Origin of the sequence: Leptospira paudalimensis (genome assembly GCF_026151345.1) — a bacterium.
GTDB classification, from domain to species: domain Bacteria; phylum Spirochaetota; class Leptospiria; order Leptospirales; family Leptospiraceae; genus Leptospira_A; species Leptospira_A paudalimensis.
In genome coordinates this window covers 3,333,285-3,347,875 of the sequence record NZ_JAMQPR010000001.1, presented here as the reverse complement: position 1 = coordinate 3,347,875, position 14,591 = coordinate 3,333,285, and the positions used below count along the sequence as shown (strand labels likewise).

Below are 14,591 nucleotides of genomic sequence, written 5' to 3'. Positions count from 1 at the left end.
ATCGTGTTTAAACAATGGAATTTAACCATCTTAGAATTTTTGTATGAGCATCGCGAACCAATTTGATTTTCTTTGAGTTCGTTTTGTTAGGAAAATGATTGATTTGATTCAGATTAGCTAAGGAAGCAATGTATGGAATTCCTAGTTTTTGTTCGGCAAACAAACCAAGAGTTTCATGGATTTCAGAAATTCCAATTAAACATACCTTTTTGAATTTTGCCATTCCTTCGATCATCGTTTGACCAAAATACGTGCATACCCATTCTGATGAATCAATTTCTCTGAGGAATTCTGAATACGAAATTCTTGGTTGGTATTCAATTTTTGAATCCTTTGGTTTTTTTCCACCAATGCGCACAATGGAATGAAAATGTGGATTCACTTGATTTTTGGATTGGTGGAACCTTAATAAAAACTCATCAAGCTGTGTTGATTCGGTTTCATCCAATTGTCCAGCATAAACCAATAATTTTCCAGATGATTCTGGAATTGTTGATTTGAGTTCAGACAATGGTGAACTATAGTAGGAAAGTGAAACTTCATTCGGAATAGAAATGGAAGGGTGTGGGAGAAAAAAAGTAGAATTGGTTGTGTTCGGTGGATGATTGAAGTTATCGATATAAAAAGCATTTTGAACTGGGTATTCGATTTCCCTTGTATCAAATATATGGGGAATGTTTGATTCTTTTTCTAAAAATGAATCTATGAGTTGAACATCATAACCATTCAGTTGTAAGTAAATTGATAAGGATTTACAACGTTCAAAGTGTCCGTATCCGAATTGGATTGGGTTCCCATATAAAACATTAACCCTCCTTTTGTTTTTTTTTGTTTTGGGAAGTGTAAATACAACTTGTTCTACGTTTGCATTCAAATCATAAATATTTGGATTAGAATCATATAATTGTAATACTTCTTCTGCTCCAAAAAAAGGATTCGTTTCTCCCAGTTGAATCCAAATGTTGCAGATCATTTCAAAATCTTTTTTCTCATCAACTGTGATCCTGAGGTGTGATATCTCACCGTTTTGTAATTTTCGAAAGATGTCTAGTGTTTGTAAATGGGGTGGAGAAAGTCGATATTGTTTATGAATTTCTGGGAATTCCTTTATGTGTAAGGATACATGTTCTTTATGTCTTTCCAATTGGGTTTCTTCTGAATCATAAAACAATGAAGCCGTTGAAAAACATTCCACACCCATTCCAAGAGGTAACCCACTCATTGACAAACTATAATAAGTGTCCTTGATTTCTAAAATTGCTTCATATAAATAACGAATTGAATTGATATCTATAAATGGATTATCAGCCGTTAGTCGAAAAATATGTTTTGCACCAAAATGTTTTGCCGCTTTGCGAAATCGATCCCTAACATCCAATTCAGATCCGCAGAAATAAAGATAACCTCTGGAGTTTAGAAATTGAATGGACTCTTCATCTGATTCTGGGATGAGGAAGATGATTTGGTTATGTTCAAATAAGGTTGACAATCGCCGATGGATATGATCTAAAAATGTGACTCCTGAATCCTCAGGAATTGATTTTAATATTTTTTTTGGAAATCGTGTTGAGCCTAGTCTTGCCTGAATGAAGGCAAAACTATCATGCGTTGAATGTATACCACTCATCACAATTCAAACAAGGTGCAGGGATTTTGTCATGTTCGCCATTAAAACTTAGGCGAAAGGAGTCATGGCCTTTTTTCCAAACATCAGATAAGGATTCAGTATAGAGATTTCCAATGATTTTAGTTTGGTTTTGTTTACAAATTGAAACATCACCTGTTACAGATACATATAAATCGCGTGTTAAATGCCAACAAAAGTCTCTATGGATTGGCGTAAGGTCACTGACTCTTCGTTCTGGTAGTTGATTGGCAAAACGATTGTATTTTTGTAAAATGATGTTGATTCCTTTTTTTTCAAATGAAGTAAAGTAAGGATCAATTTCATCTTCTACTTCTTTCATCTTAATCATTTGCACATATAAAGAATTTTTTGGTAATAGTTTAGAAAGAGTATCCACCGATTCTAATACAGTAGTTAATCCTTTTTTGCCATATAAAGTTTGGTATGTTTCTTCTTTTAAGGTACTGAGATTAGTAATGATACAAAGTTTTTCTTTGTTTGTTTGGTCTAGTTCCTGGATGAGAGAAACCAAAACATCAACATTTTTGTATAGTGCTGTTTCAATGATGAGTTCTTTGAGTTGGGGAAGAGTGAGGATTTCTTTTATAATTGAGGTAAACTCAGGGTGTAAAAGCGGTTCCCCATTTCCTGATAAACTAATGGTGATAGGAGAAGTTAATTCCTTTTGGAATTTTGAAACCATTGTTTTTACAGAAGTGAGTGGAACAAAACTTCCATCATTTGATTTGTCAATGAACTCGCGTGGGCAAAATACACAGGACAATTCACATCCTTTGTAAATTTCCCATTCCATATAAGATGGGGAACTGCGATATAATTCGGGATTTTGTTTTAAAGTGGAGTGTAAATCTTCATAAGGAATTTCTTCTGCTATAGCAAGTAATCCGTTGATGAGAATATTGGAGCGTACCGAATGATAACGAAAATCCAAACGTAATTGTCGTAAATCAGGAGATTGGAAAAAAATATCTACATCATATTGGTTGATATTTTTAAGAAAAAAGGAATGAATATCGGTTGTTAGTTGGTCTGGTAAAGAACTCAAAAATTCTCTAGTGATCACCGTTGGAATTAGGCCAGGTGGAATGTTTTCCGAATAAGAATACTGTGAAAAAAAGTTTTTATGGCGATTCCAAATTTTTTCAGTTAACGATGTGTTGAGTAAAGGTGAAATTCCAGTAAAATATAAAAAACAAACTTCGTCCCATTCTGGATCTTTAAAAATCGATTCAGGTAATAAGCTTCCAAATTGTTTGAAGAATTCAATTTCTGTTATATTTGGATCGTAAAAAACAAATGAATTTACGAATTTTGAACCAGATAACTTTGATTTAACGGAATCATTCACATTTATGTGGAGATTTAAATTGGGAAACACTTTGTGAAGTTTTGAAACAAATGTTTCAAATAATTTTATATCAAAATTAGATTCTAAAAATGAAAGTGTTTGGGTGTCTAAATAAACAACGGCAAAACTTGGATTGTATTCTTTGCGATTGATCATTAATCTGAATTGTACTTTTCTTCGGGATTATTTATATTATGTTCTTTGATGTAAATTGGATCAAAGATTGTGATTGCCATATTTTTGCGAGTCACAACAACCCATTCTTCGAAAGAAGTTTGTTCCTTTTCACGAAATAAAAATCCCTGGATCCCTTTTCTAACAGCATCGAGAGGTGTTGGTCTCATTCCTTCAATATATACTAAACAGTATCGTTTTCTATCGTCACGGAATACTTCAGAGAATTTTCCTTGTCCACCAACTTGTGCTAACACAGAAGCAGTGGAAGGTTGGGTTTTGTACAATTCAAATGTAGGCACCCAGTTAACAAGTCCGCCATTCAATCGATAACGAGATTCATTTCTTGGACCAGATGCCACAAGCTTAAAAAAGGAAGGGTCATTGATAGATTTGTTTCTAATCTCAGTGAGTTCGTTAAACAAACGAGATTCTTCTTCAATGGAACCATTGGCTGGTGAAAAAACAAGCTCACGAAATTTAAATTCATTTCCAACTTTCGACTTATTTTTGTTATACCATGATTGTACTTCTTGTTCAGAAGGAAGTGGAGGACTTACTTTAATTTGTAAAAGTTGTCCCTTTTTGATTTGGTAAGGAAGGTCATCCAACCAAATGTCATACGGCAAATTAAATTGGTTTTGAACCGATTTTTTAAATTGTTCTAAGTCACTGATACCTTGAGCATCCATTCTTTTTTGAATTTCTGCTTCGATTCGTTTTTCATTCACTTGAATTGATTCTTCTTCGGCAACAATATCAACCACAGCCCGGTCAATGAGAAAGTCGATCACCTGCGAATGAAGAGAACCTTTTTTACGGTAATTTGGGAAAAATCGAGATAGGTTTTTATAACGTTCCACACCTTCTTCATAATCCAAAGTGGAAATCGATTTTGGACCAACAATGGCTAGAACTGCATTGAGTGATTCATAGGAGTTGAGAGGTTTTGTGGGAACAGCGAGAGAAAAACAAACTACCGCTGCAAAAACTAAAACGAAGTTATGCGAGATTCGAATTCTTTTTTGCATACGGTCATAAATCTACCCAATAAAGGTAGTGTGTAAAGCTTTTACTGCATCTTCCGCTTGGTTTTGTTTGATGACACAAGAGATTTTAATCTCAGATGTAGATATCATTTCGATGTTGATGTTTTTTTCTGCGAGGGATTGGAACATTTTTGCAGCCACTCCAACGTGTGATTTCATTCCAACTCCAACAGCAGAAACAATCGAGATATTTTCGTCAATTTCTGCCTTTCCATTTCCATGGTCTTTTGCATATGTCTCAATGATTGGTTTTGCTGCGACAATGTCTTTTTTTGCTATTGTAAAGGAAATGGTATTAATTCCATCTCTTGGAGAGGATTGAACGATTACATCAACAATCACATCTTTGTTGGCAAGTTGAGTGAAAAGGTCTGCTGCGATGCCTGGTTTGTCTTTAACATCAGCAATGGTAACACGTGCTTGGTCCCCTTTTGCAGTGACTCCGCTAACTTTCATTTTTTCCATAATTTTATCCTCACTCATTACTAACGTTCCCGGTTTGTCATGGAAACTAGATCGAACGTGGATAACCACGTTATAATTCATCCCTAATTCAACACTTCGTGAATGTAGGACACCAGCTCCTAAACTTGCTAGTTCCAACATTTCTTCGTAAGTGATTTGTTTGTGCATTTTGGCAGTTGGGATTTTTCTTGGGTCGGCTGTATAAACTCCGTCCACATCAGTATAAATTTCACACTCATCTGCACCGAGGGCTGCAGCGAGAGCCACAGCAGAAGTATCACTTCCACCTCGTCCTAAAGTGACAATGTTTTCGTCCTTATCGATCCCTTGGAAACCAGCAACGATAACCACCTTTCCTTTGTTAAAGGCTTCATCGATTCTAGACCTGTCGATCATTTCAATTTTACCATTGGAAAAGTTTCCATCTGTTAAAATTTTTAATTGAGAACCTGTAAAAGATTGTGCAGGAACTCCTAATTCATTGAGAGCAATAGCAAGTAAGGCAATGGATACTTGTTCCCCTGTAGAAAGTAACATATCCATTTCCCGTTTTGGCGGGTTTTTCGAAATTTGATCAGCAAGGTCGACCAGTTCGTCTGTAGTATGTCCCATTGCAGAAACAACAACAGCAACCTTTTGGCCTTCGTCGTGGTAACGTTTGATGCGTTTGGCCACATTTTGTATTTTGGTGGTGTCACCAACAGAGGTTCCACCGTATTTTTGGACAACGATTTTCGATGACATGGGTTTATGGACAGGGTAGGAGAGGCAAATCGGGAATCAAGTAGAATGAATTTTTTTGCAACCAAACCCTTTGGAAAGACTCCAATAAGTATAGGTTATTGAATGAATTCTGCATCTTCTTCGGTGGAACCTGTTGTCAAAGAACAGGCACCTTTACTTTTCCTCGTTTTATTTTTTCTCGTCCAAGCGACTGTCTTAACGGTATTTACCGTCCCGTTTTCCTGGACTTTGGTTTGGGTTGCGGTTGGTTCTTATTTCCTTCGTATGTTCGGAATCACAGGTGCTTACCATCGTTATTTTTCCCATGCATCGTTTAAGACTTCTCGGGTTTTCCAATTTGTCCTTGCTTGGATCGGGTCCATGTCCATGCAAAAAGGTGCTCTGTGGTGGGCAGCTCACCACAGAAACCACCATAAGTACTCTGATACCGAAAAAGACATCCACTCCCCAAGCCGAAAGGGATTTTGGTATTCGCATATGTTTTGGTTTCTACGAGATGATTACAATGATTATGAAGCCAAACTGATCCCCGATTTTTATAAATACCCTGAATTACGTTGGCTTGATCGTAACCACTGGATCCCTCCACTTACCTATGCAATTCTATTGTATGCGGTTGGTGGTTGGGCTTGGCTTGTGTATGGTTATGCTGTATCCACTTTTATCCTAGGGCATGCCACATGGACCATCAATTCACTTTCTCACGTGTATGGGTCGGTTCGCTTTGAGTCTAGAGACACAAGTAAAAACAATGTTTGGTTGGCACTACTCACAATGGGTGAAGGTTGGCACAATAACCACCATTACTATTGTTCGTCGGTGAACCAAGGTTTTTATTGGTATGAAATAGATATTACGTATTACATTCTGAAAGTATTAAGTTGGTTTGGGATTGTTTGGGACTTAAAAAAACCACCTAAAAAAGTGATTGAAGAAGGCATTCAAAGAGACCGTCTTAAAAAAGAAGAGATGGCACTTGTTCGAAAACAAAAACAAGAAATCAAAACAAAAAAGAAAGTAGAAGTGTTATCGACTTAAGTTAAAGTCATACACCCAATCGTTTGCGTATATCTGCTGGGATACTTTGGATCGAGTCGTATCTTTTCTTTTTTCCTCCTGGCAGAGATACATAATAAAATCCATTGATCATTTCCAAAAAATAATCCTGTCCCTTTTCCCCTAACGAACGATTGTCGAGTTCTTTCACCATCTTTTGGTATTTTGATGGTAGGAGATTCCAGTTCATATAATTGGTAACAACTCCTTGGTCATTCACAGTATAGGCTCCATCTTGGTGGAGGATTTTGGTACCATTATAATCAAAAATTTCCATCACCTTTAGGTTGTTATCTTTTGGTAATTTGGGATCTTTTTTCGATTTTCCATCGGAGTTTCGATTGTTTTCTAAGGAAGTGGAGTTGGATTTTGATTTTTGATTGGAGGCTGATTCTTTTTTTCTGAGTTTTCCAAATAAAAGTAAAAAGACACCAGCGAGTCCCAATGCTGCGAACAGAAACATTTCTGCAGTTGATAAATCAAATAAATAACGCCACATAGTTAACGAAAACTTGTTCCGATCGCCTTACAAGAATCAGGAGTGTACCCTTCGGTATTCCAAGCAGGGCAAGTTGTGAGTTCAATGGCTCTAAAACAAAGATTTGCATCGTCAATTTTGACTCTGCCTAAAGCAAGAGCACCAGGTAATTTATTAGAACCGCATGCTGAATTTTTTAAAGTATACTTTTCAAAAATCTTTTGGTTCCCTTCTTGCGCAGAATAAAATAAATCATCTCGTTGTTGGATACAACTAAAGAATACCAAAGTGATGTTAACATAAAGAATAATGGAGAGAAGTTTTTGGTTCATCGTTTCAGTTTGATCCGAGAAACTTCCCGAACAGGCACTGGTAATTTTCCGAATACACTATCAATTTGTACAGTTCCATAAATTTCAAACTCTGCTTCTTCCCCTTTTTTTGCAGCCTCTCCCAATTGTTTTGCTAACAAAAGTAATTTGGGAAGTAGGGAACCATTTTGTTCGGGAACTAGTTTCAAAACAACAAGTGTTTCTGAATTTGGTTCTACTTCCACTGGAGTTTGGTTTTGGAGTTTTCCAATGTATTCTTTTCCTTGGTTTGTTACGAGTTCGATATCCAAATCAAATTCGTAAATACTGACTTTTGTAGGATTTGGATTTGTAACAGATACTTGGGGGTACAAATCAAGAAGTGGTATCAAAGGAAAACTAGGATTTGGTTTCAATTCGACACGAACGTCCACCAAATCAAACTTACACGCCTTTAGACTTTCTAAATTTTTTTTGGTATCACTGATACAATTGATCAGTACCAATGAACCAAAAAAATAGATTCCAAATTGTTTTACAAAGTTACGGACCAAAAACTACCTTCCCTTCGGTCATATGTTGTTTGTAAAATTCTAAACCTTCTTTGTATTCTTCAAACTTAAATCGTTTGTTAATTTTTGTTTGGAAAACAGTCTTTAAGTATTTTTGTGCTTCTTTTGCTTGTTTCTGAAACTCTTCCAATCCAATTTCATAAATCCATGAAGACAGCCAAAAACCTTCAATTTTTTTGTTTTGGAAAAGAATGATCCCTGAGTTCACTGAAAATGGTTTTTCAGACAGAGCACCATAACAAACTATTTTTGCCCCATAAGGCATACATTCTACTAAGGATTGTGCTGTTTCGCCAGCGACTGCATCGATAGCATACGTTGCATTTAGTTTTTTAGAAAGTTTGAATAAATCTTTTTGGTAATTAGGTGAACTGGAATTTAAAATATGTTCTGCACCAATTTCAGTTAAGGTATCTTCTTGTTCTTTTTTTCGAACGATGTTGATGAGTGGAATTCCTTTCTCTTTACAAAGGCGAACCACCATTTTGCCAAGGGCACTTGCAGCTGCTGTTTGAATCATTGCTTGGTGTCCTTCTTTTTGGCATCGAGATACCATCGCCCAAGCGGTCATTGGGTTTACAAAAAAACTAGATCCTTCATCGAGAGTCACACCATCCACTAACGGTAAACAGTTGTCTTCCGTTGTGATCATATACTCAGCCCATGACCCATCATTTTGAGGGGCCACACAGGAAACAGCCATCCCCACTTTTAATGTTTTGATCGCACTTCCTACTGCATCGACGGTTCCACTGGCTTCAAATCCTGCAGAGACAGGTGCTTTTTTTTTGAATCCATACAAACCACGAATGAACATCAAATCCGATGGATTGATGGGCGAGAGGTGGATTTTGATCCTAACTTCGTTTTCTTTCGGTGTTGGAATTTCTTTTTCACGGAGTTCCAATTGTGGTTCGATTTCATCGTATTTGAGGATGGTGACTGCTTTCATCTCATCCCATTCACTCACGGAAAATCTGCTTGCCAACTCTTTCTTTTGAGGGAAAGTACTTTGAGTCCCCCGTGAAATCAAAAAAATTAAATAACGAAACCATCACTGGTATCATATTTTTTTCGATTTTAGTTTTTGCATTTTTTACGACTGTCGTCCAACCAGACAGGCCCACTAAAAAATACCCTTACCGACTATCGTTATTTTATTCACGTATTGATGGGATCAAAGAAGGGACAGAAGTAAGAATCCTTGGAATCCAAAAAGGGTATGTTGCCCATATTGACTCAAGGCCACTGATGGATGTTCCTGACAGACGGTTCCTTGACCATAACATGGATCATGCGATCGAATTACACATTGCACTCGAAGACCCACTTACTCTTTGGGATAATTATGAAGTGGATTTCCAAACTGTGACATTATTTTCTGGAAGGATCATAAATATCAACCCAGGTAGTTCTGACGGGAAACGTCCCTTTTTTAAACCTACGTTTCGTGAAGGGGAAAAATCTCCTGATTACTTACCCTCTGCAAGGTATTTTGATGATTTCTTCAAAGCAACTTCGGCCACGATGGAAGAAAATCGATCTGACCTGAGACAAATCACATTGGATTTTCGGTCCATCACCGATAAATTAAACCAAACAGAAGGTACAATTCCCAAAATCATTGGAAGTACTGAGATGTATGACGAACTTCTTGCGACCATCAAAGACGCAGAAACGATAGGAAAAGAAGGAAGAAGGTATATGGAAAGTTCTAGAAATTTGGAGAACACCATGCCTATTCCATTTTTAATAACAGCCTCGTATTACGGCCGTACAACGCCGATTACAGGAAGAAGGATTGGACCACAAGAATAATGAAAGTTGCAATTATACATGACTGGCTCACTGGAATGCGAGGAGGCGAAGTTGTCCTCGATAGTATGTTAAAAGCTTATCCAGAAGCAGATTTGTTTAGTCTTTTTTACTCTAAAGGCAAACTGAATGCAAGAATTGAAAATCGAAAGATCACAACAGCCTTCACCAACAACTTACCATTCAAAGAAAAATACTATCGATATTATTTGCCGTTATTTCCAACAGCGATTGAAACATTAGACCTAAAAGGGTATGATGTTGTGATCAGTTCTTCTCACTGTGTTGCAAAAGGAGTGATCCCTCATCCCGATACATTTCATTTGAGTTATGTTCATAGTCCCATGCGTTATGTCTGGGATATGTATTATGACTATTTCCCGGCGAGGAAGGGTTTTAAATTTTTTCTATTACAATCCATTGCCAATTACCTCCGCACCTGGGATGCTGCTTCAGCAAACCGTGTGGATTATTTTACATGTAACTCGCATTTTGTGGGAAGACGGATACAAAAGTATTACCGACGAGATTATAAAATCATTTATCCTCCATGTTTGCCCCAAGACTTTCGAGTGCATGATAATTCCAAAGATGATTATTATCTGATGGTATCTGCCTTTGCTCCTTATAAAAAAATTGACTTGGCCATCGAAGCCTTCCGTGAAAATGGAAAACCTCTCATCCTTGTAGGTGGGGGGCAGGAAGAGGGGAAACTCACGAAAAATCTTCCCAAAAATATCCTTTGGAAAAAAGGGTTACCTCGCCAGGAAGTCGTAGAACTCTACAAAAAGGCACGTGGGTTCATTTTTCCAGGAATGGAAGACTTTGGGATCACACCAGTGGAATCCCAGGCTTACGCCACTCCGGTCATCGCCTATGGAAAGGGTGGGGCACTCGAGTCGGTAAAAGATGGCAAAACTGGTGTCTTTTTTGAAGAACAGACCGTAAAATCCTTAAACGATGCCATCAAACGGGCAGAAAAAATCCAATTCAAACGTTGGGATTTCCAAAATTCCATCAATCGATTCACGGAAGAAAAATTCGTAAGCGAAATTCGAAAGGTAGTCGATAGACATAAATAGAAATCTCTGAAGGGGGATCTCTTGGTCATTTTACACCGACTCAAAGGGGCTGAATTTGTTCTCAATGCAGATTTGATTGAGACTATTGAAGCCAATCCAGATACGATCATCACTCTTGTGAATGAAAAGAAATTCATTGTACAAGAGTCTGTTGCGGACGTTGTGGAAAAGGTAATCACTTACCAAACAAGAATCCACAACCTGCCTCGAGTGAGTGATAGAAGGCCTGAGGAAACATAAGAAATGGATATAGCTACAGTCATTGGTTTGGCCCTAGGAGCGGCCTTGATGTTATTAGGGGTGGTTTCAGGGGGTCTTGCATTAACAGACCTTATCGATATTCCCTCGGTAATGATTACATTTGGTGGAGCTGCAGCTGCCACGATCATTTCATTTCCTTGGACATCCACCATTGGTGTGGGTGCGGTGACCAAAAAAGCCTTCCAAAATCCACCTTCAGATTTACCTGGTCTCATCACGACACTCGTTAGTTTCTCTGAAAAAGCACGACGCGAAGGTTTACTTGCCTTAGAAGATGATATCAACGAATTACCGGAAGAATTTTTAAAGAAAGGAATCCAACTCGTAGTGGATGGAACGGATCCCGAACTTGTCCGTAACATCATGGAAACAGAAATTGGAAACACTGCATCACGTCATGCTTATGGTCGTGGTTGGTGGGATGCTTACGCTGGTTTTGCGCCAGGGTTCGGGATGCTTGGGACCCTTGTGGGTCTTGTGGGGATGTTAAAGAACTTAGGTGGTGGGGATGCGAGTGCCATTGGACAAGGTATGGCGACAGCTCTTATTACAACATTATACGGATCTCTTGCACAGAACTTATTTGCGGCACCAGTGGTAAGAAAGTTAACACGTAGATCAGAAGATGAACTTGTGATCAAACAAGTTATGGTGGAAGGTACTTTATCAATCCAATCAGGTGATAACCCAAGGATTGTAAAAGAGAAACTTGCGAGTTTCTTAACTCCAGCAGAACGTGTTGCCTTAAAAGATGATGGAGATTAATCCTTAACCATGGCTTCCAAAAAAGAAAAATGCCCTGAGTGTATCCAAAAAGTTCCCGAGTTCATGGCAACTTACGGGGACATGGTGACACTTCTCCTTTGTTTCTTTATCCTTCTGTATACAACAGGGAAAACAGATGCAAAGGAAATGCAAATCATTCTCTCGGCATTTAAATCCACCACAGGATTTTTCACTGGTGGACAAACATTATCAAAAGGTTCATTGGAAGAGATGGGAATGCAAATTGAATCTTTGCCTTCCCAAGTAGTAGGTCGTAACTTATCCAAATCTAAAAAAGATGCACAAGAAGTATTCAAACCAGAAGTAGAAGCTGGAAAGGTGCGTATTTCGGAAAACGAAAGAGGTCTTGTGATATCTCTTGTAGGTGCTGATTATTTTTATCCAGGGTCAGCTATCCTAACGCCTGCTATCCGGGAAACGTTAAGAAAAGCTGCAGGTCTTATCAAGGGACTCGAACGTTTTGTGCGAGTAGAAGGGCATAGTGATGATGATGCTGTGAATCCAGTGAGTCGTCCTGGTCGTGAAGAAAGAGAATATATCAATAACTGGGATTTGGCGGGAGCTAGGGCGGTGAACGCCACTGTATTTATGATCAATGCAGAAGAAATTGAGCCTAGTTGGTTCCAAGCAGTAAGTTTTGGATCCTACAGACCTCTTGTGTTGGAAAATGAAGGTACACCAGAAGCAAAGGCTTTTAACAGAAGAGTGGATATCATCATTTTAACTGAGAAGTCTACAAAACGAGGACCAGGAGAAAGTAAATACGGACTTCCTGATACTCGTTTGCCGAACACTGAAACAAATGTAGAAGGAGAATTTTAACATGGGTGACCGTGAAGTAGATGAAGAAGAAGGTGGGTTAGCCGAAGGTAGTTCCGCCTCTGCTGGGATGTCCCCCATTGTCAAATGGTTATTGTACATCGCTGCGGCCATTTTTGGAATTATCATTGTAACCGTAATATCGATGTTTGTTGCTCAGAAAACAGCAACAAGTGTTTTCAAACAACAAAAGAATATCTCACTTGTGAAAGCTCCACCTCCTTTGGAAGTTTACACATTTCAGGAAGAGTTCCGAGTGAATACTTCTGATGTTGGAGAGTCACACTTTGTGAAGTTAAAGATGTCTCTTGGATTTGAATCAGGCCAACCAGCACTTTCTGCAGAACTTGCAGCTCGTGTGGCTCAAATGCAGAACATCATCAACTTGGTGATAGCTCGTAAGACAAAAGATGATCTAAAATCCATTACGAACCAATTGGATTTGCGTGAGGAAATCAAAGCCCACTTAAATCACATTTTGACAAATGGAAAAATCAAAGAGGTTTACTTTACCGAGTTCTTGGTAAACTAGGACTATGTCCGACCAGATTCTCGGTGTGATTCCTGCGCGTTACGCGAGCACACGATTTCCAGGAAAACCACTGGCCCTCATTGGAACAAAACCAATGATCCAGTGGACTTATACCCATGCATCAAAATCAAAGTCTTTCCACCGTTTGGTGGTAGCAACAGATGACAAACGAATCCATGATATTGTATTAGGATTTGGAGGGGAGTCTGTTCTCACAAGTCCCGACCATCCGACGGGAACTGATCGTATCATTGAAGTCGCAGAAAACTTTCCTAGTTACGGAATCATCGTAAATATCCAGGGTGATGAACCAGGAATGGAAACAGACCTCATCGATGGTGTGGTGACTTTAAAAACCAAACACCGCAATTGGGAAATGACTACTGCTGCTGTTCCTTTTTCTCCTTCTGAAGATCCGAAAGATCCTAACAAAGTAAAGGTGGTCTTCGACAGAAACTCGAGAGCCAATTATTTTTCTCGTTCTCCTATCCCTGCTTCCTTTAAAGGTGATGCCAAATACCACCGTCATCTTGGTATCTATGCGTATGAACGTGATTTTTTAATGTCCTATAACCAATTGCCTCCTTCTGATTGGGAAATGTTTGAGTCATTGGAACAACTCCGTGCTTTGCAGAATGGTGGAACGATAGGAGTGTTTCTTGCAGAGAAAGCCAATTTGGGAGTGGATTCTCCTGCTGATTTAGAAGTGGTGAAAAGAGAGTTCCAAGAGAAAGGTCTGATTTAGTCCATGGAAAACAACATTTGTTTTGTGTGTCAAAAATCATTCAGAGAAAATCAATTGATCAGCGCTATTGGAATTGGTGACGAAATCGTAGAATTGATTCATTCTGATTTTCCCGGTTGGAATGAACAAAGTAAAATTTGTAAAAATGATTTTAATCGATTTCGAATGAAGTATATTACCAATTTGGTTGAAGAAGAAAAAGGTAATATTGAAAATCTAGAAAGAGAAGTTATCAAAAGTATTAATGACAACGAAATTTTGACGATAGATACCTCGTTAAAAACGGAAGCAATCACATGGGGTGAAAAAATTTCAGACAAAGTTGCATCCTTTGGCGGAAGTTGGAAATTTATTATCGCTTTTTTTTCTGTCTTAATCCTTTGGATTTTGGGAAATAGTTTTTATCTTTATTTCCATGCCTTTGACCCATACCCATTTATACTCTTGAATTTAATTTTATCTTGTGTTGCCGCGATACAAGCACCCATCATTATGATGAGCCAAAACAGACAAGAGGTGAAAGATAGAATTCGTTCAGAGAATGATTACAAAATTAATCTAAAATCTGAAATTGAAATTAGAACCTTACATGAAAAAGTTGACCATCTTTTACTGGACCAATGGTCAAAAATGATGAAAATCCAAGCGATTCAAATCGAAATTCTCAGCGAAATTCGAAGTAAAATCAGATAAGGTTCTGAAACTT

At 38.1% G+C, this 14,591-nt stretch carries 17 protein-coding genes; 9 read left to right on the top strand and 8 right to left on the bottom strand.

Going from position 1 to position 14,591, the window contains the following annotated elements; translation table 11 throughout:
- Positions 1-7: 7 nt before the first annotated feature.
- Genes ND855_RS15495 through ND855_RS15480 form a run of 4 tightly spaced genes read right to left on the bottom strand, consistent with a single transcriptional unit; the run spans position 8 to position 5,428 of the window.
- Complete coding sequence (locus ND855_RS15495; protein WP_265359076.1) at positions 8-1,627, bottom strand: cytidylyltransferase domain-containing protein; 1,620 nt, start codon at positions 1,625-1,627, stop codon at positions 8-10.
- Entirely contained in the window at positions 1,602-3,152 is a 1,551-nt protein-coding gene (locus tag ND855_RS15490; protein WP_265359075.1) for a spiro-SPASM protein, read from the bottom strand. The genes ND855_RS15495 and ND855_RS15490 overlap by 26 nt, the downstream gene beginning before the upstream one ends.
- Positions 3,152-4,201: a putative peptidyl-prolyl cis-trans isomerase gene (locus ND855_RS15485; RefSeq protein ID WP_265359074.1), complete on the bottom strand. Its 1,050-nt coding sequence runs from the start codon at positions 4,199-4,201 to the stop codon at positions 3,152-3,154. Before ND855_RS15485 ends, ND855_RS15490 begins: the two co-directional genes overlap by 1 nt.
- 12 nt (positions 4,202-4,213) lie before the next feature.
- On the bottom strand, positions 4,214-5,428 hold the full coding sequence (locus tag ND855_RS15480) for an aspartate kinase (RefSeq protein WP_100719978.1): 1,215 nt from the start codon (positions 5,426-5,428) through the stop codon (positions 4,214-4,216).
- Positions 5,429-5,530: 102 nt separating this feature from the next.
- Between ND855_RS15480 and ND855_RS15475 the strand changes: the two genes are divergently transcribed.
- Complete coding sequence (locus ND855_RS15475; protein ID WP_265359073.1) at positions 5,531-6,466, top strand: acyl-CoA desaturase; 936 nt, start codon at positions 5,531-5,533, stop codon at positions 6,464-6,466.
- A 7-nt stretch (positions 6,467-6,473) separates the two neighbouring features.
- Here ND855_RS15475 and ND855_RS15470 read toward each other — a convergent pair whose 3' ends face one another.
- Genes ND855_RS15470 through ND855_RS15455 form a run of 4 tightly spaced genes read right to left on the bottom strand, consistent with a single transcriptional unit; the run spans position 6,474 to position 8,815 of the window.
- Positions 6,474-6,983, bottom strand: a complete 510-nt coding sequence (locus ND855_RS15470) for a hypothetical protein (RefSeq protein WP_265359072.1) — start codon at positions 6,981-6,983, stop codon at positions 6,474-6,476.
- A gap of 2 nt (positions 6,984-6,985) precedes the next feature.
- Complete coding sequence (locus ND855_RS15465; RefSeq protein WP_265359071.1) at positions 6,986-7,294, bottom strand: LIC13255 family lipoprotein; 309 nt, start codon at positions 7,292-7,294, stop codon at positions 6,986-6,988.
- Positions 7,291-7,827, bottom strand: a complete 537-nt coding sequence (locus tag ND855_RS15460; protein ID WP_265359070.1) for an LEA type 2 family protein — start codon at positions 7,825-7,827, stop codon at positions 7,291-7,293. Before ND855_RS15460 ends, ND855_RS15465 begins: the two co-directional genes overlap by 4 nt.
- Positions 7,817-8,815: a zinc-binding dehydrogenase gene (locus ND855_RS15455; protein ID WP_100719983.1), complete on the bottom strand. Its 999-nt coding sequence runs from the start codon at positions 8,813-8,815 to the stop codon at positions 7,817-7,819. Before ND855_RS15455 ends, ND855_RS15460 begins: the two co-directional genes overlap by 11 nt.
- A gap of 53 nt (positions 8,816-8,868) precedes the next feature.
- Between ND855_RS15455 and ND855_RS15450 the strand changes: the two genes are divergently transcribed.
- The 8 genes from ND855_RS15450 to ND855_RS15415 are packed head-to-tail and all read left to right on the top strand — an operon-like array spanning position 8,869 to position 14,578.
- Positions 8,869-9,663: an MlaD family protein gene (locus ND855_RS15450; RefSeq protein ID WP_265359069.1), complete on the top strand. Its 795-nt coding sequence runs from the start codon at positions 8,869-8,871 to the stop codon at positions 9,661-9,663.
- Positions 9,663-10,742: a glycosyltransferase gene (locus tag ND855_RS15445; RefSeq protein ID WP_100719984.1), complete on the top strand. Its 1,080-nt coding sequence runs from the start codon at positions 9,663-9,665 to the stop codon at positions 10,740-10,742. Before ND855_RS15450 ends, ND855_RS15445 begins: the two co-directional genes overlap by 1 nt.
- Before the next feature lie 21 nt (positions 10,743-10,763).
- Complete coding sequence (locus ND855_RS15440) at positions 10,764-10,982, top strand: flagellar FlbD family protein (protein ID WP_100719985.1); 219 nt, start codon at positions 10,764-10,766, stop codon at positions 10,980-10,982.
- A 3-nt stretch (positions 10,983-10,985) separates the two neighbouring features.
- Positions 10,986-11,768, top strand: a complete 783-nt coding sequence (locus ND855_RS15435) for a motility protein A (protein WP_100725513.1) — start codon at positions 10,986-10,988, stop codon at positions 11,766-11,768.
- A gap of 9 nt (positions 11,769-11,777) precedes the next feature.
- Complete coding sequence (motB, locus tag ND855_RS15430; RefSeq protein ID WP_012387231.1) at positions 11,778-12,611, top strand: flagellar motor protein MotB; 834 nt, start codon at positions 11,778-11,780, stop codon at positions 12,609-12,611.
- 1 nt (position 12,612) lies between these two features.
- Positions 12,613-13,140, top strand: coding sequence for a flagellar basal body-associated FliL family protein (locus ND855_RS15425; protein WP_002972703.1), 528 nt, complete (start codon positions 12,613-12,615; stop codon positions 13,138-13,140).
- A 4-nt stretch (positions 13,141-13,144) separates the two neighbouring features.
- Positions 13,145-13,885, top strand: a complete 741-nt coding sequence (kdsB, locus tag ND855_RS15420) for a 3-deoxy-manno-octulosonate cytidylyltransferase (RefSeq protein ID WP_265359068.1) — start codon at positions 13,145-13,147, stop codon at positions 13,883-13,885.
- Between the two features lie 54 nt (positions 13,886-13,939).
- Positions 13,940-14,578, top strand: a complete 639-nt coding sequence (locus tag ND855_RS15415; protein ID WP_265359067.1) for a DUF1003 domain-containing protein — start codon at positions 13,940-13,942, stop codon at positions 14,576-14,578.
- Positions 14,579-14,591: the final 13 nt, after the last annotated feature.

What these genes read in the sequence shown, in the direction of transcription:
- ND855_RS15495 (WP_265359076.1), bottom strand. Translation starts at nt 1,627, where the DNA reads ATGAGTGGTATACATTCAACGCATGATAGTTTTGCCTTCATTCAGGCA.
- ND855_RS15480 (WP_100719978.1), bottom strand. Translation starts at nt 5,428, where the DNA reads ATGTCATCGAAAATCGTTGTCCAAAAATACGGTGGAACCTCTGTTGGT.
- ND855_RS15475 (WP_265359073.1), top strand. Translation starts at nt 5,531, where the DNA reads ATGAATTCTGCATCTTCTTCGGTGGAACCTGTTGTCAAAGAACAGGCA.
- ND855_RS15425 (WP_002972703.1), top strand. Translation starts at nt 12,613, where the DNA reads ATGGGTGACCGTGAAGTAGATGAAGAAGAAGGTGGGTTAGCCGAAGGT.
- ND855_RS15485 (WP_265359074.1), bottom strand. Translation starts at nt 4,201, where the DNA reads ATGCAAAAAAGAATTCGAATCTCGCATAACTTCGTTTTAGTTTTTGCA.
- ND855_RS15490 (WP_265359075.1), bottom strand. Translation starts at nt 3,152, where the DNA reads ATGATCAATCGCAAAGAATACAATCCAAGTTTTGCCGTTGTTTATTTA.
- kdsB (WP_265359068.1), top strand. Translation starts at nt 13,145, where the DNA reads ATGTCCGACCAGATTCTCGGTGTGATTCCTGCGCGTTACGCGAGCACA.
- motB (WP_012387231.1), top strand. Translation starts at nt 11,778, where the DNA reads ATGGCTTCCAAAAAAGAAAAATGCCCTGAGTGTATCCAAAAAGTTCCC.
- ND855_RS15435 (WP_100725513.1), top strand. Translation starts at nt 10,986, where the DNA reads ATGGATATAGCTACAGTCATTGGTTTGGCCCTAGGAGCGGCCTTGATG.
- ND855_RS15445 (WP_100719984.1), top strand. Translation starts at nt 9,663, where the DNA reads ATGAAAGTTGCAATTATACATGACTGGCTCACTGGAATGCGAGGAGGC.
- ND855_RS15470 (WP_265359072.1), bottom strand. Translation starts at nt 6,983, where the DNA reads ATGTGGCGTTATTTATTTGATTTATCAACTGCAGAAATGTTTCTGTTC.
- ND855_RS15465 (WP_265359071.1), bottom strand. Translation starts at nt 7,294, where the DNA reads ATGAACCAAAAACTTCTCTCCATTATTCTTTATGTTAACATCACTTTG.